The sequence below is a fragment of the Curtobacterium ammoniigenes NBRC 101786 genome (assembly GCF_001571045.1).
Taxonomy (GTDB): Bacteria; Actinomycetota; Actinomycetes; order Actinomycetales; family Microbacteriaceae; genus Curtobacterium; species Curtobacterium ammoniigenes.
This window is the reverse complement of sequence record NZ_BCSV01000002.1, coordinates 641,309-657,611: the sequence shown is the minus strand read 5'-3', so window position 1 is coordinate 657,611 and position 16,303 is coordinate 641,309. Positions and strand designations below refer to the sequence as shown.

Below are 16,303 nucleotides of genomic sequence, written 5' to 3'. Positions count from 1 at the left end.
AGCCGAAGGGACAACCGAATATCACCGTGAGTCGCACTCCATAAACCCGGGTCCACGCAAGTGCGACATCTACTCAGCATTTTACTCTGATCAGGTCTTTTCGTAAACGCTTGCTGTCGACGCTAGACACCCGACTCCCATCCAGCGAGCCGCAGCAGCGCCTCGGCGTTGAACTCTGCGTCACCGTGCGTGATGCGCTGCCCATATCGCTGTGTGTAGGTCGCGATGAGCACCTTCACCGCGTCCACCTCGTAGTCGCGAGCGACGAGCGCTTCGGCGAGTACACGCTCGCTCGTGGTCGGCTCAGTCAAGTCGTGCGGCCAGGTCTTCAACCGCTCAACACGGAGAATCTCGGCACGCAGCGCGTAGACGTGCGCCCATAGCCGCGACAACAGTTCTTCATGCTCGGCAGCTTCCTTGTTAGCGACATCACCGGCCCGGATGGTCGGGCTGTCGCCACTGGACTCCAGCGGGGGCGGGACTGCCCGACCGCGCGGGATGTAGTTCTGCGAGTCACGGTGAAGCTGCCATGCGACGCCGGCGATGATGTCGGGCTCGATGCGCTTGCGGAAATGGTCGACGTCACGCTCGGCGGCACGCGCCGCGGCTTCGCGTCGAGCGGTGAGGTTGGAACCACGAAAGCCAGGCGCGACGGCGAACAAGATGCGGGCGGGTTCCCCCAGGGTGTCGTCGGGATAGTGCACCAGGAGTCTCGCGAGCAGTTCGTCAAGTGCCTTCACTCGCCCCAAGCGGTCGTCGGGGTTGATGCTCCGCGCGACAACACCGCGCAGCCCTAGAAGAATCTCGTCGGTCAGCGAAGAGGGGATCGGAAGACCGGTGGCGACGATCTTCCGAAGAGACTTCGCGATCTCCTCGACCGGCGGCGGAGTGACTTGCGTCTGCATTCGCGCCTCCGAATCTGTCGCTTCAGCATAGCCAGAAAGCGCCCATGAAATGACCGTTCGCATGCCCACCCTCCTCGCCGAGGCTCGGGGACGTTCCAGTCGAAGGGAACGGGCGACCACCGCTCTTCGGTGGCATTACTCAGTCATAGGAAGGAGTCGAAGGTGCCGAACACCTCCGCCTCACAGTTCCAGGGTTCAGCCCTGGTCCCCTCCTCGGGCTCGCTCGGCCAGCACATCGGCACGTTGTCACGCTCGACACAGAAACAGGTCTCACGCGGGCTCGACCGCCTCTCGGCCGACGTCGTCCTCGCGGCGGCGCAGGAACAGGCGGACGCGGGGATGGCGCTGATGCGAGCCCAGCACTCGAAGGAACTCGCCGTGTACGTGGAGGAGTCCAAGGCAGAGCTCGCCGAGCTCCACGAGCACGGGCGCGGACTGGTCGCGAACACGGCGATCCACGAAGTGACCGCTACGGGCGCGCTCGCGGACTCGGTGTCCAAGGCGTATCCGATCGTCGCGCCCCTGGTGTGGAAGATCGTGGACGCTCAGGCCACGGGCTCAGCGATGACGTTGCTGAGGTACTGACCGATGACTCCGCTCATGGTGACGATCGTCGTCGCAGTCGTTATCAGCCTGATCCTTCTCGCGGTAATCGCGCTCCTCTGCGAGGCGTGGGACACCGAGCACACCCGCCGCGTCGAGATCGAAGAGGAGTACGAGTCGCTCATGGAAACGCACAACCGGCTCCGGAGCGTCTCGGCATCCGTCGTCGACCAAGCCAAGCGCACCGTGGACGCCGCCTACCAAGTCGTTAGTGCCGAGCGCGAGCGGGGCCACAACGCGCGGCTCGACATCCTCCGGCTCATCGCCGATAAGGAGAAGGAGCACGACTCCAACTCCTAGCCCGGCCTCGAGGGGCGACTCGATCACGAGTCGGGTCGCCTCTCCGGTCCTCATCATTGTGTCTTCCACAACAACGGCTAGGACCGCCACCGCTGGTGGTTCGCCGGTCCCTTAAACCTCTATATCTGGTGCCGTTCCCGACCTACAGATCGAATCGCGGAGCGCGGGTCCGAGGTCTTCCCAGTGCGGCTTCACGAGCACATAAGTAAGCGCGAAAGCGTCCGCCGCCACGAGCCGAGCGGATGCAGGAAGGAGGTCACACCATGGCCAATATCAATCCGCCGGAGACTCCGGCACTCAATCCTCTCGAGCAGCACGGACCCTATGAGGCGGTACTCGCCGACGTGCCGTGGCCGGGTCAGACCGGCGAGAAGCACTACGACACGATGTCGCTGAGCGAGATCTCCGGGCTCGGAAGCGCCGTTAAGTCGGTGTCCGCCGAGAACGCGTGGCTCTTCTTCTGGACGACGAAGGGTCTGTTTCACGAGGCGCAGAACATCATGCGCGACTGGGGCTTCGAACCGATCGACTGGATTACCTGGGGCAAGCTCAACCGCTACGGCATGGGCGGTATCAAATCGGGCGTGAGACGCGCGACCGAGTACCTGCTCGTCGGCATCCGCGGCAAGGTCACCCCGGCCTCCCACGTCGTGCCCGACTGGTTCGCCGCATGGGTCGCCAAGCATTCGGAAAAGCCGCACTTCCAGTACGCCTACGTCGATGCACTCGCCGGGATGGACATCAAGCGGCTCGAGCTCTTCGCCCGCCATAAGCAGCCCGGCTGGGACGTGTGGGGCAACGAGATCGATTCCGACGTGTCGTTCCTGAAGTTCGGCTACCCGGTCCCGTCCGACTTCGCGGACGATCCTAAACAGGAGAACGGTCGTGAGGGCTGATGTCTCCCGATGGGCCGACCTCGCTCCTTTCGAGCGTATGGCGTGGAGCGCTCGTCCTCCTCGGGACCGCCGTGTGCGTCTGGATCGCAGCCTCGCTGATCCAGCAGGTCTGGGTCGTGCTTGTGGTCGTCGCAGCCGTGGCCGTCGTGATCACGAGCGCGGTCATCGTCCTGCGCTGGTGGTGGCGTCGCCGTCAGTGGTGACCGTTGACGCAAATCGGCGAATCGTTCTCAATAAGGGCAAGTACACGCGGGAGGGAGGGCACCGACGATGAACAACGACATCAACACGAACAAGCGAAGTCGGGGGCGACCCGCAGGGTCGCAGGACTTCCGCACAGTGGCCGTCCCGAACGAACAGCCCGACATCCGCAAACTGGCCCGCGCCCTACTCGCCTTGGCAGGGGTGCAACTCAAGTCGGCCGACAAGGAGAACTCCGATGACGCGGCCTAAGCAGGCGTGGGTATGGCGGCAGGTCTGGTGGCCGCGCCCGTTCGACCCCGACACGGCTCTGGAGCTCCTGAACCGAATCGCGGCCGACCGGCAGCTGGGCGAACTGGTCTTCGAGGCCCGCGCCTCGCAGGGTGAGGTCCGGTACCTCGTCGGCACCCGCCCCGGTCACACCAGGAACATGACACTGCTCCTCGGCTCGCTCGTGCCCGGCGTGCGGCTCCACGAAGCGAGGGTCTCGGAGCGCCAGCGTATGACCGTCGCCGGGCACGTCACGGTCAGTCACCACTCGCTGGCCCTGAACGTCGAACGGGTGACCGCTATCTCCCGAGCGATCCTCGCCGGGCTCGCGATGGCGAAGGACGACGCCGACGAGCTGGTCCTCCAAGTAGTGCTGGGCGGCCGACTCTCACCACAGTTCGTGCCGGACCGTGCGGCGAACCCGACCGAATCGTGGTTCGATCTCCTGACCCGAGGCAGGCAAGCGGCGACACACGATACCCGCGCGAGCCTGAAGAACCGGGTGAGCTCGCACGGCTTCAAGGCGACGATACGCATCGGCGTGACCGGCAAGACGATCGCCCGGGAACGCGAACTCATCACGGCCGTGCTCGCCGGCGTCCGTGTCGCTGAGGCCGCTGGCGTGCAAATCCACTTCACGGTCGAGAACCCGAGCAAACTCGAGCACGCAGCCCGCCCGTGGAGCTGGCTGCTCCACCTCTCGGCGCGCGAACTTGTCGGGCTATTGGCGTGGCCGATCGACAAGGATGTAGACGCCAGCCTGCCCGGACACCCGAGCGCTCATCCTCGAGTCCTACCGCCACCGCCGCTGCTTCAGGCATCGAGGCGTCCGTTCGCCGAGACGACCGCACCCGGTGAGATCGTCCAGGTCGGCATCGAGCCGCGCGACAGCTTGCAGCACACCCTCTACCTCGGTCCGACCTCGTCGGGAAAGTCGACGGCGATGCTCGCCCAGATTCTCTCGGCCGTGCATGCCGGGCGCAGCGTCCTGGTGATCGACCCGAAGGGCGACCTGGTCAACGACGTGTTGGCTCGTATCCCTGACTCGCGCACTAACGACGTGGTGGTGATCGATCCGACGTCGGATCGCCCAGTGGGGTTCAATCCCCTGAAGAAGGGCCTCCGGAACCCGGGCGTGACCGCCGACTCGATGCTCGCGATCTTCCGCGAGCTGTCCGGCGAAGCCTGGGGGCCGCGCACCAACGAGGTACTCGCCTCGGCGCTGACGACGCTCTCCCATTACGACGGCGCAACGTTGGTGATGCTGCCGTCGCTCCTGACGGACGACCGCTTCCGCCACAAGGCGATGAAGCACGTCCACGACCCGCTCGGCCTCGAGTCGTTCTGGAATAGCTACGAGGCGATGAGCGATCCGCAGCGTGCTCAGGTGATCGCGCCCGCGATGACCCGACTTCGTCAGTTCCTGATGCGCCCGCAACTCCGCGCCGTGCTCGGCCAAGCGAACCCAACGTTCGACTTCTCGGATTTGTTCACCCATCGGCGCATCGTCCTGGTGTCGCTCAACAAGGGCACGTTGGGCGCGGAATCGGCTAAGTTGCTCGGCTCGCTCATCGTTGGACAGGTCTGGCCGCTCATCCTGGCGCGCACCTCGCTGTCGCCGGAGCAGCGCCACATCGTCAACGTCTTCATCGACGAGGTGCAGGACTACGTCTCCGCCTATGACAACCTCGATGACGCCCTCAGCCAGGCGCGCGGTCTCGGCGTCGGTTTTGCCCTCGCCCACCAGTACCGCAGGCAGATTCCCGCACCGACGCTCGCGGGCATCGATGCCAATGCACGGAACAAGGTCATCTTCGGACTGAACGGCGATGACGCGGCCGACCTCGCAAAGCAAGCCACCGGACTGGACCGGGAGGACTTCACACTGCTGCCGCGCTTCGGCGTCTACGCGAGCCTCATCCAGGACGGGCACGCCACCGGCTGGTTCTCCGCCCGGACACTACCGTCCGAGCCGCCAGTGCGAGATCCGGTGGAACTGCGAATGCGCTCCGCCGACTCCTACGGACAGAACGCGAAGGATGTTGAGCGCGAAGTCCTGGCAGCTATCGGCCTGGACCGGGAGGCGACACCGAAACCGGATGGCGACGAGCCGATCGGCCGCCGTAAGGCCACGGGAGGTCAGCGATGAGCGGCCTTCAGATCGGGCTTCAGATCGCGACGACTTGCTCGCGCCATTTGTCCAGCAATAGCGGCGAACTGTGCGGGATCAGGGATAAGACTCCGATCCGATTCCCGATCGTTCCTGCCGCTTACTGCCCACTCGGCATCATCGGCCTTGCCTCTGGAGAACTGCGATGAGCGCGCTCTACGAGACTCTAAGTAGCCGCCTATCTGATCGGGATTGGTTGATTCTTCGGTCGGTCGACGAGTACCGCTACCTGCTGACGCGGCAGATCGCTCGGCTCCACTTCGGCCTTGCCGCGAACGTGAAGACGATTCCTCGAACGGCGAACCTAGCCCTCGGCCGCCTCCGACAGCTCGGACTGGTGCGGGAGCTCGACCGACGTATCGGTGGAGTGAGGGCCGGGTCGAGCGGCAAGGTCTGGCAGCTCACTGAGACCGCGAATCGACTCCTCGCCTGGCGCGATAGTGAGACTCGGGCTTCGCGGCTGCGAGCCATCGAGCCGGGAGTGACGTTCCTCGAGCACACCCTGGCAGTGGCCGAGGTCGTCCTCGATCTGAACGATGCCGCTGCCGCGCACGACGTGGCCGTGTCGCGCGTCGAACTGGAACCGGCGGCGTGGCGGCCGTATCTCGACCGATCGGGCGCAACCGTGCGGCTGAAGCCGGACCTCGCGCTCGTCACAACGTCAGGCGGGTATGAGGATGCCTGGTTCCTCGAGGTGGACCGGTCAACCGAGCCACCCGGCCGGATCGTCCGGAAGTGCCTGCAGTACCAGGACTACCGGCACACCGGCCGCGAGCAAGCGCAGACCGGAATCTTCCCCGCCGTGGTCTGGGTCGTGCCAAACCTTCGTCGACGCGACCAGTTACGCGCACGGCTACGCGAGGAGCGCCGGATCGACGGCCGGCTCTTCACGGTCGTTACGACGACCTCCTTGGGCGAGTTGATCGCCCTGGGCGCGGCCGAGTTCAGTAACCGAAATGGCGGCTTCGATGCCCCGGCCTGACGATCACGACCCGCTGGAGTTTTCCACACCTCGACCCCCGATGCCCGAGATGCCGGGCGACTTCGGACTGGATTCTTCTGGCGAGAAGAGCGTCAATCAGGAGGACGTAATCGGAGAAACCCCCCATATGGACCCAGCTGTCGCCACCAATAACATCAATCCGCTCGGCGCGATCGCCGACGCCCTGACACCAAAGGCGGCGGTGAGCTACCTCCGCGTGAGCACCAAGCGGCAAGCGGAGCGCGGCGACGAGGCCGAGGGCTTCTCGATCCCAGCGCAGCGTGACGCCAACCGAAAGAAGGCGCAATCGCTTGGCGCATTCATCGTCAAGGAATTCGTCGACCGCGGTGAGTCGGCCCGCTCAGCGAACCGGCCCGAGTTGCAACGGATGCTCCACTACATCCGCAACAACGACGTGGACTACGTCATCGTCCACAAGGTCGACCGCCTGGCGCGCAACCGCGAGGATGACGTCGAGATAAACCGCGCCTTGACCGACGCGGGCGTGGCCCTGGTGTCGACGACCGAGTCGATCGACCAGTCGCCGTCCGGAATGCTGCTGCACGGCATCATGGCCTCGATCGCCGAGTTCTACTCTCGCAACCTCGCTAACGAAGTCGTCAAGGGCATGAGTCAGAAGGCTCAACGTGGCGGCACGATCGGCCGGGCTCCGCTCGGCTACCGGAACACCTCGCAGATGGGCGAAGACGGTCGGGAGGCTCGCACGGTCATCCTCGACCCAGAGCGCGCTCCCCTGATCCAGTGGGCCTTCAACGAATACGCAAAAGGCGAGCGTGGGCTGAAGTCGATCGCCGACGAATTGGCCGCTCGCGGACTTCGCACGCTCAAGACACCGAACGTGCCGAGCAAGGTGCTCGACGAGAACGGACTCCAGAAGTTGTTGACCAAGCCCTACTACACCGGCGTCGTCACCTTCCAAGGCGTCACCTACCCCGGACGCCACCCGGCGATCATCGACGACGAGACCTTCCAGCTCGTGCAGCAGGTGCTCGCATCACGGCGAGTTGGCGAGCGTCGCCGCACCCACGATCATTACCTGAAGTCAACGCTCCGTTGCGGGATCTGCGGCTCCCGCCTGATCGTGCAAATGACCCGCAACAGCAAGGGCACGCTCTACCCCTATTTCATCTGCAACGGGCGCTTCGGCAAGAAGAACGGGTGCGAGCTGAAGGCCGTCCTCATCGACGAGACTGAGGTCCGCGCCGAGAATCATTACGCCGAACTCACCCGACTCATCACGCCCGAGTTCCGTGCAAAGGTCGAGGCAATGATCGAGCTCGAGTTCCGCGACAGCCGTGCCGAGGTCGACCGAGCGTTGAAGCACCTGAACTCCGAACGCGAGAAGCTCGAGCGAGAGCAAGAGCGGGTCCTCCAGGCGCACTACGCGGACGCAATCCCGCTCGACCTGCTCAAGAAGGAGCAGGACCGGATCGCCTCTGCGCTCCGCGAGAACACCCGTCAGGTCGAGCGATACACCGCCGACCTCGACAGGGTCGACGGCTCAATGAAGCTGGCTCTCGACCTGCTCGAGAACTGCCCGAAGGCCTACCGGCTTGCGCCCGACCACATCCGCAAGCTCATGAACCAGGTGTTCTTCGAGCACATCCTGGTCTTCAACGACGGCAGCACGAAGGCCGAGATGCTCGAACCCTTCGCCACCATCACCAGCCCCGAGGTCCGGCTCGCCACCGAACATCACGTCGCACAGACTCGGACGGCCGGGAAATCAAAGAGCGGCACATCCTCGAAAGGTCGTGCCGCTCTGGCAATCAGTTCGTCTGGTTCTACCGGCCCTCATCCCCGCGTTTTTTCAGGGATTTGTTTTGGTAGCAACCTCTTGGTGCCCCTGGAGGGACTCGAACCCCCAACCCTTTCCTTAGGACGGAACTGCTCTTCCATTGAGCTACAGAGGCAGGCGCTGCGAGTCTACCGGGCGCTCCACGGCCTCCGGGTCGGATCCGGGGAGGCGGAGTTCGCTGACGATCACGCCGGCGACGATGAGCACTGCACCGGCGATCGCAGCTCCGGCGAGGCGGTCACCGGCGACGGCGCCGACGATTCCCGCCCACACAGGTTCCGCCGCATAGATGACGGTCGCCCTCGTGGGCGACACCGACTGCTGTGCCCAGTTCATCGTGAGCTGGATGATCGCGCTCGCGATGCCGAGTCCGGCGGCTGGGACGAGCCAGGCCCAGGAGAAGGGGGGAACAGCCTCCCCGGTGAGTGGCATGGTGGCGAACGCGAGCAAGCCCCCGACGAGGAGTTGCACGACGGTCACCCGCGCCAGGTCGACCCGGCCAGCGAATCGGCTGATGAGGATGATCTCCCCCGCGATCGCGAGGGTGCTCAGCAAGGTGGCGGTCTCGCCGGGGCCGAGCCCGATCCTCCACGCCGACGGACCAGCGAGCAGGAGCAGCCCCACGAACGCGAGCACGATGCCGAGGACCGCCATGCGATGCGGGCGCTTCCGGAGGAACACCAGCTGCAGCAACGGCACCAGCGGCACGTAGAACGCGGTGATGAACGCCGACTCGCTCGAACTGATCGTCTGCAACCCGAACGTCTGCAGGCCGTAGCCGAAGAAGATCATCACGCCGATGACAGCGCCCGCGCCGAGCTCGATCGGGCGCATGCCGCGCAGCGACTTCCGGAACAGCACCGCCGCGAAGATCCCCGCCGTCACGAACCGCACACCGACGAAGAACTGCGGACCCGAGTACCGCATCGCATCGTGCACGATCAGGAACGTCGCACCCCACAGGGCCGTGATCGCGATCAGCGCCCACTCCGGGCGCGTGACCCGGATGGCGGTGCGGCGAGAGGGAGACGAGTGCAACATCCTGCACAGGATAAGGTGCAGGATAATGCACTCGCAACCTGAGGCCCCCCGCGTCCTGGCGCACGTCGCGGACAACGTCCGGCGGCACCGCATCACGCTCGGACTCAGCCAGAAGGACCTGGCCGAACGTGCCGGCATCAGCCGCCGCACCGTCATCAGCCTGGAAGCTGGGGAGGCCAACATCAGCCTCTCCGGTCTCGATCGGCTCGCTGATGCACTCGACACCTCGTTCGTGGCGCTCGTCGCCGCCCCGACCGCGGAGCCGGCGGCGATCAACGAGGTCGCGTGGCGCGGAGCAGACCCCGCGAGCCTTGCGTTGCTGCTCGGCGCGGCACCCGCGCGGACCGAGGCGCAGCTGTGGTCGTGGTCGCTCGCGCCGGGCGAGCGATACGACGCCGAGCCGGATCCGGACGGGTGGCACGAGATGATCCTCGTCACCGAGGGCGAACTCACCGTCGCGCGCGACGACGGGACGAGCGTGCTCGCCGCCGGCGACCACGTCACCTACTCAAGCGCACAGCAGTACTCCTACGCGAACGCGGGGGCGACCATCGTGCGGTTCGTGCGGGTCGTCGTGTCGTAAGGGGAGCCTCCCGGCCGGCCCGCTATGCGGCCATGGCTCGGGGTCCGACCGCGGCGGGGGTACTAACGGCGCAACAACCGTGCCCCGGTGACTCGCGATCTGGACTACCATGGACGTCGTAACGCCCCGGGACTATCCGGTCGAAAGACCGGCCCCCCGGGGCCCTAGTCTTTTCCGGGTGACTCTGATCGACCCGGCGCAGGTTCCCGACGTACAAAGGGTGCTCAGCCCGGCCCGTTTCCGCCCATACCTCTCGAACTACCCAAATCGCGCTGATCTTGCGCTCCGTCTCTACGCCTGGAACTCGGCGCTATCGTCGGCGTTATGGGGACCTCTGGGGATCCTGGAGGTCACTGTGCGCAACGCTCTCCACGAGCAACTCGCCGAACGAACGAGCAGGCCCGACTGGTGGAACGACCAGTGTCTGTGGGATGTCTTGCTTCCGAGCGAACGTCGCGGTATCGACGAGGCCAAGTCAAGCCTCGCTCTCCGCGGTCGCGCCGCCCCCACCGCCGACGACGTCGTCGCAGCAACGAGCATGGGCCTTTGGACGGGCCTGCTCTCAGAGGGGCGAGCAAGGCATCCGCTCCACAACTATGAGGGAAATCTCTGGCGGCCACGCTTGCAGAAGGCGTTTCCGCTCTACAACGGCAGCCGCAAGCACCTTCACAGTCAGCTGAAGGAGCTCAAGGACATCCGCAACCGAGTCGCACACCACGAGCCCATCTTCAAGGTGCGCCTTGATCGCATTGTCGACATGGTCGCAACCATCGTCGGCTACTTCAGCCACGACGCCGAACGGTATGTCCGTGAAGGCGAACGGGTGACGGAAGTCGCGGGGCGGAAGCGTGAGTTCATCGCCGAAGGCAACGCCTTCCTCTGATTCCCGGCCCGCGCCGGTCTCTGCGCTTCGAAGAGCAGGCGGCATGCAGATGGGCGCCGGAGCCGCACGGCGCCTCCCGGCCGACCCGCTACGCGGCCACCAGGTACTCGTCCCAGTCGGGCTGCGGCCGCTCCACTCCGCGGACGATCCACGCTGTGCCGTGCGGGGCTTTCGGGCGGAACCGGAGCGTCCAGCCCATCTCGTGCGGGGTGCGGTCGCCCTTGATGTTGTTGCATGCGAGGCAGCAGGCGACGAGGTTCTCCCACGAGTCCTGGCCTCCACGCGACTTCGGCATCACGTGATCGATCGTGGTCGCGTGGCGGTCGCAGTAGGCGCAGCGGTTCGCGTCCCTCCGCAGCACCCCGCGCCGCGACACGGGCACGAGCCGCGACTGCGGGATCCGCACGTATCGACTCAGCACGATGACCGAGGGGCGGTCGAATGCCACGTCCTCCCGCACGCCGACGACCGGGTGCTCCGGATCGGAGGCGATCACTGTCGCCTTGTGATTCAGGACGAGGATCAGTGCCCTTCGGAACGAGATCACCGCGAGGGGTTCGTAGCCGGCGTTGAGGACGAGCGTGCGCATGGGGTTCCTTCCGACGTGCCTGGACGGCTTCCAGGCGGCGACGTTGCACTCGGAACGCTCTGCTCGAGCAGGCCGACGACGGTCCTGATACGAAAAAAGCACCACCCCGCAGGGCAGTGCTCGTTATCGGAGGCGCGTGCTGGGCACGCAGATCGTCGTCGACCATATGTCGACGAACGCGCGCCGACCCATGGTGCGGGTCGTGCGGAACGCTGACATAAGGTCTCCTGTTCGGGCCGGGCGGACCGATGCGGACAGGCTAACCCACAAACCGGCCCCGCACGAACATGTGCGGGGCCGGTTCCGGAAAGGTTCACCGATTGGACAGGGGCGGCTGCGGCTGCGGCTCCGGATGTGGGTGCAGACGTACCTTGAGCAGCAGCCGACGCGTCAGATGCCGAAGCGAACGATGTGGTACGGCTGGTTCCAGATCGGGCGGATCGAGACGCGGCCTCCGGGGCTCGGCGCGTCCATGATCTCGCCGTTGCCCATGTAGAAGCCTTCGTGGCCCTCGTTGTCGAAGATCACGACGTCACCGGGCTGCGCCTGCGACACGGGAATCGTGGTGCCGACCGCATCCTGGAGCGGCACCGAGTGCTGCAGCTTGATGCCGAACTGCGCGTACACGTACATGACGTAGCCGGAGCAGTCGAAGCCAGCGGGGGTCGCGCCGCCGAACACATACGGGGTGCCGATGTACTGCTTCGCGACAGCGACGACCTGCGCCAGCGAGAAGCTCGGGTACTTCGGCGCCGCAGCGAGCTGCGCGGCGGTCGGGCCGCTGTACGCCGCGTACGTGGCGGCGGTTGCAGCGCGAGCCTGCTCGATGCTCGCGGCGGAGGCCACGGAAGCGGCTGCCGGCTTCGCGACCACCTTGGGTGCGGGCAGCGTGGTCGTGTATCCGTCGCGGTTCGTGTCCGAGATCGCGGCGACATCCGACACGGTCAGGGACTGACTCGCGGGCGTGGTCAGGTTCTGCGCCGCAGCCGAAAGCTTCGTCGCGTCAGACGGAGCAGCGAACGCGGGAAGCGTCATCGACCCGAAGATGCCGGCGGTCAGCGTGACGACCACGGCCGGGAGGACCTTGCGGCGCATTCCACCCGTCCGACGGGCGGGCTTCGCCGGTGCGGCGACAGCAGCCGAACCAAGCGCAGCGAACCCGGCACGCGTGATCGGGCCCGTCGTCGGGTTGTTGCGCGACAGCGAGGATGGCGCCGGAGTCGGGCGCGTCGGAGCGGACGCGGCGGCGCGAGCGACCGGGGCGTGTGCCGCCGGGGCGGGCGCCGCGGGGGTGGCGGCGGCAGGAGTTGCGAGGGCGGGTGCGGCGGCAGCAGGAGCCGGGGTGGCAGCAGCGGAAGCGGGGGCGACCGGTGCGGACTCGGCCGCGGTTCCGGCGGGCGCGCTGGCGACGACGTTCGGCGACTGCGGGGCGACCGTGTTGGCGGAGGTCGGCACCGCGGGACGAGCCTGATCTCCCGTCCCGCGGTGGAACATGCCACGGCGGGCGTTCTTGGCGGCGAGGGCTTCGGCTTCGCGGCGTGCGCGGCGGGTCGTGGGGACGCCGTCGGTGCTGCTCAGGGTGGGTGGCGTGGTCACGGGCTGCTCGTCCGTGGGGGTACCGGTCTGGGTCAAGGGTGTGATCTCCGGCGCCTCAGCTCACCGTGCCAGCCCCCACCGACCGCGGTGATCCCATCCGTGCTGTCATCGTTGCCGATCAGGCAGGGGACGGGTTCGAGACGCCCTGCCACGGGTCCTATCGGCTCGCTTCCAGGCCAACGGACTCGTCGAGTGTATGCGGACGAATTGGTCAAGTCGAGCCTGCAGCGCCGATTTGTAACAGAATGGTAAAGAAAGCCTGGTCAGCGCGGCGTTTCGCAGATGTTGGGGTCAACCACGCTGGGGACCCCACAATGTGGGCCCTTCTGTACCCCGGGAGGCCCGACCCGCGTCCCCCGGATGCGTCCCGTTGGGCCATTCGGCCGGTTCAGGACGAGGCGAGCGGCTCACGCCGAGCCCGACGCGCTACGCCTCGATATAGATGTGCTGCGCGACGGACTGCGGCAGTTCGATCCCGGCGTCTTCACCGTCGACGCGAACGGACACAGCAGAGCCGGCGCGCTGCACCCGTGCCATGCGGCCGGGCACCACGCCCGAGGCGCGCAACTGGTGGAGCAGTTCCGGTTCGAACTGGACGGGTTCGCCGAGCCTCCGGATCGTGCCGCCGATGATCTGGTCGGTGCCGTCGGTGGCCTGCACGATGCTCTGCACGCCGTCCATGAAGCGGGGCGCCGGCGCGTCGCCGAGTTCGTCGAGGCCGGGGATCGGGTTGCCGTAGGGCGACTCAGTGGGGTGGTCGAGCATCTCGACAAGGCGGACCTCGACCTGCTCGCTCATCACGTGCTCCCAGCGGCAGGCTTCGTCGTGGACGAACGCCCAGTCGAGCCCGATCACGTCCGCGAGGAGCCGCTCCGCGAGCCGATGCTTCCGCATGACGTGGGTAGCACGGCGGCGCCCGGCGTCGGTGAGTTCGAGATGGCGGTCGCCGGAGACGACGACGAGACCGTCGCGTTCCATGCGGGCGATGGTCTGCGAGACCGTCGGGCCGGAGTGGCCGAGGCGCTCCGAGATGCGCGCGCGCAGCGGGACGATCGACTCTTCTTCGAGATCGAGGATGGTGCGCAGATACATCTCGGTGGTGTCGACAAGATCGGTCACCGGCTCCGCCTCCCTTGCCCGGCTACAACGGCACAAGACTACTTGGTGGGGACACGCTTTCCGCGCGCGCAGCGCGGCTGTGGATAGCGGCGCCGGGCTTCCACAACCAGGTGGGACCAGCCTCCATTCCCTGGTATCCCAATCGATAGGATCGAGCGCATGGCCGACATCGTGATCCCTGCCGAGTTCCTGCCCACCGACGGCCGATTCGGCTGCGGTCCATCGAAGATCCGCGGGGCACAGCTCGAGTCGCTGGTCACCGCCGGAGCCACGATCCTCGGTACCTCGCACCGCCAGGCGCCGGTCAAGAACCTCGTCGGCAGCGTGCGTGAGGGGTTGGCGTCACTGTTCAGCCTCCCTGACGGGTACGAGGTCATCCTCGGCAACGGCGGCTCCACCGCCTTCTGGGATGCCGCTTCGTTCGGCCTCGTCGAGCGTCGCGCTGAAAACCTGTCGTTCGGCGAGTTCGGCGCCAAGTTCGCCAAGGCGACCGCTGCCCCCTGGCTGGAGGCCCCCCACGTCATCTCCGCGCCCGCCGGCTCGCGTGCCGAGCTCGAGCCCATCGACGGCGTCGATGTATATGCGTACCCGCACAACGAAACCTCCACCGGCGTGATGGCGCCCGTGGTTCGCGCGCAGGGCGATGCGGGCGCGCTGACCGTCGTCGATGCGACGAGTGCCGCAGGCGGCGCCCTGATCGACGCGAGCCAGGCCGACGTCTACTACTTCGCGCCGCAGAAGAACTTCGCCTCCGATGGCGGCCTGTGGCTGGCGCTCTTCTCCCCCGCTGCGCTGGAGCGTGTCGAGCGGATCGCCGCCTCCGACCGATACATCCCCGAGTTCCTGTCGCTCAAGCAGGCCGTCGACAACTCGCGGCTCAACCAGACGTTGAACACGCCGGCGCTCGCGACGCTGCTGCTGCTCGACGACCAGATCCGCTGGATCAACCAGTCCGGCGGCCTCGCCTGGGCGGATGGCCGCACCCGCGAGTCGTCCTCGGTCCTCTACGACTGGGCGGAGGCGTCGGACTACGCCACCCCGTTCGTCGCCAACCCGGACCACCGGTCCCAGGTCGTCGTCACGGTCGACTTCGACGAATCCGTGGACGCGAAGGCGGTCGCTGCAACGCTCCGCGCGAACGGCATCGTCGACACGGAGCCGTACCGCAAGCTCGGCCGCAACCAGCTCCGCGTCGCGACGTTCACCGCGATCGATCCCGATGACGTGCGCGCCCTCGTCGGCGCGATCGACTACACGGTCGCGGCGCTGGCGCAGTAGGGGGTGTTCGCGCAGTAGGGGCGGGGCTGACGCCGTCGGGGCGCTCCGCCTCAGCTACTCCGACTCGTCGTCGTCGTCGTCGTCGTCGTCCTCGAAGTCGTCGTCGAGATCGTCGTCGTCGTCGGACTCGTCATCGTCCGAGTCGTCCGACTCGTCGTCGTCATCGTCCGACTCGTCGTCGTCATCGAAGCCTTCGTCGTCGGAGTCGTCCTCCGACTCGTCGTCGATGTCGTCCTCGTCTTCTTCGTCGTCGGAGTCCTCGTCGTCCTCATCGAGGTCGTCGTCGTCGTCGAGATCGTCGTCGTCCTCCGCATCCTCGTCCGCGTCAGACTCAGCGTCGGATTCGCCGGACTCGTGTTGGGCGGCTCGGTACTCAGCGAGCCGTTCCGACCACGGAACCCATTCCGGGGCGAGCAGCGAGCCGTCGCCGGGCATGAGTTCAGCCTCCAGAACGGTCGGCTCATCGCCGTTCACCTGGGCGACGCTGACGGTCCACCGCCACCCCGGATAGCCGGCCATGCGGTTGGCGAACAGGATCGTGTGGACACCGTCGCCCTCGTCGATCGTCTCGAGCATCTGACCGACGGTCGACTCGGGCGTGATCTCAAGCAGCGCGGTCCGCGCGAGCTCGACGATGTCCGTGGCCACGATCACGCGTCCAGCTGATCGGCGACGAAGCGGAGGATCGTCGCGAGACGGTCGCCGTTCTTCGGGTAGTGGCCGTGGCGCAGGTCACCGCTGACGGCGTCGAGGCGCTTGATGAGGTCCTCGACGATCGGGACCATGTCGTCCGCGGAACGACGGTTCATCTTCGACAGGCTCGGGCCGCGCTCGAGCACAGTCACCGAGAGCGCCTGCGTGCCGCGCTTGCCTGCGACGATGCTGTACTCCAGGCGCGTTCCGGGCTTGACGGTCGTGAGCCCGGCGGGCAGCGCGGACGCGTGCAGGAAGACCTGTTCGCCGTCATCGCCTGCGATGAACCCGAACCCCTTCTGCTCGTCGTAGAACTTCACCTTGCCGGTGGGCATGCGCTGTACTCCTCATTCGTGGACGGCGACGATCGATCCG

General features: G+C 66.4%; 19 protein-coding genes, 1 tRNA gene and 1 pseudogene. 11 read left to right on the top strand and 10 right to left on the bottom strand.

Translation table 11 applies throughout. The annotated features are described in order from the left end of the window. Positions 1-122 precede the first annotated feature (122 nt). On the bottom strand, positions 123-905 hold the full coding sequence (locus CAM01S_RS06960) for a hypothetical protein (protein ID WP_157071457.1): 783 nt from the start codon (positions 903-905) through the stop codon (positions 123-125). A 162-nt stretch (positions 906-1,067) separates the two neighbouring features. Here CAM01S_RS06960 and CAM01S_RS06955 point away from each other — a divergent pair, with 162 nt between their 5' ends. The 8 genes and pseudogenes from CAM01S_RS06955 to CAM01S_RS15280 form a co-directional block, all read left to right on the top strand. Then, positions 1,068-1,490, top strand: a complete 423-nt coding sequence (locus CAM01S_RS06955) for a hypothetical protein (protein WP_066518330.1) — start codon at positions 1,068-1,070, stop codon at positions 1,488-1,490. Between the two features lie 3 nt (positions 1,491-1,493). After that, positions 1,494-1,808: a hypothetical protein gene (locus tag CAM01S_RS06950; RefSeq protein ID WP_157071456.1), complete on the top strand. Its 315-nt coding sequence runs from the start codon at positions 1,494-1,496 to the stop codon at positions 1,806-1,808. A 263-nt stretch (positions 1,809-2,071) separates the two neighbouring features. Continuing rightward, entirely contained in the window at positions 2,072-2,704 is a 633-nt protein-coding gene (locus tag CAM01S_RS06945; RefSeq protein ID WP_066518319.1) for an MT-A70 family methyltransferase, read from the top strand. Beyond that, positions 2,704-2,907, top strand: a complete 204-nt coding sequence (locus CAM01S_RS06940) for a hypothetical protein (protein WP_066518316.1) — start codon at positions 2,704-2,706, stop codon at positions 2,905-2,907. The genes CAM01S_RS06945 and CAM01S_RS06940 overlap by 1 nt, the downstream gene beginning before the upstream one ends. Before the next feature lie 67 nt (positions 2,908-2,974). Continuing rightward, the gene (locus CAM01S_RS06935; protein ID WP_066518314.1) at positions 2,975-3,157 is read left to right on the top strand and encodes a hypothetical protein; all 183 of its coding nucleotides are present in this window, start codon (positions 2,975-2,977) and stop codon (positions 3,155-3,157) included. Further along, entirely contained in the window at positions 3,144-5,324 is a 2,181-nt protein-coding gene (locus CAM01S_RS06930; protein ID WP_066518308.1) for a type IV secretory system conjugative DNA transfer family protein, read from the top strand. Before CAM01S_RS06935 ends, CAM01S_RS06930 begins: the two co-directional genes overlap by 14 nt. Before the next feature lie 166 nt (positions 5,325-5,490). After that, positions 5,491-6,327, top strand: a complete 837-nt coding sequence (locus CAM01S_RS06925; RefSeq protein WP_083527811.1) for a replication-relaxation family protein — start codon at positions 5,491-5,493, stop codon at positions 6,325-6,327. Beyond that, positions 6,302-7,477, top strand: a pseudogene (locus CAM01S_RS15280) (recombinase family protein); the annotation flags it as partial. The gene CAM01S_RS06925 and the pseudogene CAM01S_RS15280, both read left to right, overlap by 26 nt. Here the strand turns inward: CAM01S_RS15280 and CAM01S_RS15075 are convergent. The 4 genes from CAM01S_RS15075 to CAM01S_RS06900 all read right to left on the bottom strand — a co-directional run bounded on the left by CAM01S_RS15075 (position 7,391) and on the right by CAM01S_RS06900 (position 9,187). Further along, positions 7,391-7,708, bottom strand: coding sequence for a hypothetical protein (locus tag CAM01S_RS15075; RefSeq protein ID WP_245631560.1), 318 nt, complete (start codon positions 7,706-7,708; stop codon positions 7,391-7,393). The pseudogene CAM01S_RS15280 and the gene CAM01S_RS15075 sit on opposite strands and share 87 nt — an antisense overlap. A 141-nt stretch (positions 7,709-7,849) precedes the next feature. Next, positions 7,850-8,047 (bottom strand): hypothetical protein, encoded by a 198-nt coding sequence (locus tag CAM01S_RS14640; RefSeq protein ID WP_157071455.1) that lies wholly within the window; start codon positions 8,045-8,047, stop codon positions 7,850-7,852. 139 nt (positions 8,048-8,186) lie between these two features. Beyond that, positions 8,187-8,261 (bottom strand) — tRNA-Arg (locus CAM01S_RS06905). Further along, the gene (locus CAM01S_RS06900) at positions 8,252-9,187 is read right to left on the bottom strand and encodes a DMT family transporter (RefSeq protein WP_066518283.1); all 936 of its coding nucleotides are present in this window, start codon (positions 9,185-9,187) and stop codon (positions 8,252-8,254) included. The genes CAM01S_RS06905 and CAM01S_RS06900 overlap by 10 nt, the downstream gene beginning before the upstream one ends. A 25-nt stretch (positions 9,188-9,212) precedes the next feature. Between CAM01S_RS06900 and CAM01S_RS06895 the strand changes: the two genes are divergently transcribed. Then, positions 9,213-9,770, top strand: coding sequence for a helix-turn-helix domain-containing protein (locus tag CAM01S_RS06895; protein ID WP_066518280.1), 558 nt, complete (start codon positions 9,213-9,215; stop codon positions 9,768-9,770). 355 nt (positions 9,771-10,125) lie between these two features. After that, a complete protein-coding gene (locus CAM01S_RS06890) occupies positions 10,126-10,653 on the top strand; it encodes a hypothetical protein (protein ID WP_066518276.1) in 528 nt (175 codons plus the stop codon). 88 nt (positions 10,654-10,741) lie between these two features. Here CAM01S_RS06890 and CAM01S_RS06885 read toward each other — a convergent pair whose 3' ends face one another. The 3 genes from CAM01S_RS06885 to CAM01S_RS06875 all read right to left on the bottom strand — a co-directional run bounded on the left by CAM01S_RS06885 (position 10,742) and on the right by CAM01S_RS06875 (position 13,957). Next, positions 10,742-11,242 carry an HNH endonuclease gene (locus tag CAM01S_RS06885; protein ID WP_066518273.1) on the bottom strand — a complete coding sequence of 167 codons (501 nt, stop codon included), beginning with the start codon at positions 11,240-11,242 and terminating at the stop codon, positions 10,742-10,744. 390 nt (positions 11,243-11,632) lie between these two features. Continuing rightward, complete coding sequence (locus tag CAM01S_RS15205) at positions 11,633-12,838, bottom strand: C40 family peptidase (protein ID WP_066518270.1); 1,206 nt, start codon at positions 12,836-12,838, stop codon at positions 11,633-11,635. 426 nt (positions 12,839-13,264) lie between these two features. Next, complete coding sequence (locus CAM01S_RS06875) at positions 13,265-13,957, bottom strand: iron-dependent transcriptional repressor DtxR (protein ID WP_066518268.1); 693 nt, start codon at positions 13,955-13,957, stop codon at positions 13,265-13,267. Positions 13,958-14,116: 159 nt separating this feature from the next. On the opposite strand from CAM01S_RS06875, the gene serC reads away from it, so the two are divergent. Then, positions 14,117-15,235, top strand: a complete 1,119-nt coding sequence (gene serC / locus CAM01S_RS06870; protein ID WP_066518266.1) for a phosphoserine transaminase — start codon at positions 14,117-14,119, stop codon at positions 15,233-15,235. A 54-nt stretch (positions 15,236-15,289) separates the two neighbouring features. On the opposite strand, the gene CAM01S_RS06865 is transcribed toward serC, so the two are convergent. Together CAM01S_RS06865 and CAM01S_RS06860 are read right to left on the bottom strand one after the other, a co-directional pair. Further along, positions 15,290-15,889 carry a DUF3027 domain-containing protein gene (locus tag CAM01S_RS06865; protein ID WP_245631559.1) on the bottom strand — a complete coding sequence of 200 codons (600 nt, stop codon included), beginning with the start codon at positions 15,887-15,889 and terminating at the stop codon, positions 15,290-15,292. Further along, entirely contained in the window at positions 15,886-16,263 is a 378-nt protein-coding gene (locus CAM01S_RS06860; RefSeq protein ID WP_066518264.1) for a cold-shock protein, read from the bottom strand. The genes CAM01S_RS06865 and CAM01S_RS06860 overlap by 4 nt, the downstream gene beginning before the upstream one ends. Positions 16,264-16,303: the final 40 nt, after the last annotated feature.

Excerpts from the sequence above, each read along its gene's own strand:
- CAM01S_RS06885 (WP_066518273.1), bottom strand. The coding sequence starts at position 11,242 with ATGCGCACGCTCGTCCTCAACGCCGGCTACGAACCCCTCGCGGTGATC.
- CAM01S_RS06940 (WP_066518316.1), top strand. The coding sequence starts at position 2,704 with ATGTCTCCCGATGGGCCGACCTCGCTCCTTTCGAGCGTATGGCGTGGA.
- CAM01S_RS06900 (WP_066518283.1), bottom strand. The coding sequence starts at position 9,187 with ATGTTGCACTCGTCTCCCTCTCGCCGCACCGCCATCCGGGTCACGCGC.
- CAM01S_RS06930 (WP_066518308.1), top strand. The coding sequence starts at position 3,144 with ATGACGCGGCCTAAGCAGGCGTGGGTATGGCGGCAGGTCTGGTGGCCG.
- CAM01S_RS06925 (WP_083527811.1), top strand. The coding sequence starts at position 5,491 with ATGAGCGCGCTCTACGAGACTCTAAGTAGCCGCCTATCTGATCGGGAT.
- CAM01S_RS06950 (WP_157071456.1), top strand. The coding sequence starts at position 1,494 with ATGACTCCGCTCATGGTGACGATCGTCGTCGCAGTCGTTATCAGCCTG.
- CAM01S_RS06860 (WP_066518264.1), bottom strand. The coding sequence starts at position 16,263 with ATGCCCACCGGCAAGGTGAAGTTCTACGACGAGCAGAAGGGGTTCGGG.
- CAM01S_RS06895 (WP_066518280.1), top strand. The coding sequence starts at position 9,213 with ATGCACTCGCAACCTGAGGCCCCCCGCGTCCTGGCGCACGTCGCGGAC.
- serC (WP_066518266.1), top strand. The coding sequence starts at position 14,117 with ATGGCCGACATCGTGATCCCTGCCGAGTTCCTGCCCACCGACGGCCGA.
- CAM01S_RS06935 (WP_066518314.1), top strand. The coding sequence starts at position 2,975 with ATGAACAACGACATCAACACGAACAAGCGAAGTCGGGGGCGACCCGCA.
- CAM01S_RS06945 (WP_066518319.1), top strand. The coding sequence starts at position 2,072 with ATGGCCAATATCAATCCGCCGGAGACTCCGGCACTCAATCCTCTCGAG.
- CAM01S_RS06960 (WP_157071457.1), bottom strand. The coding sequence starts at position 905 with ATGCAGACGCAAGTCACTCCGCCGCCGGTCGAGGAGATCGCGAAGTCT.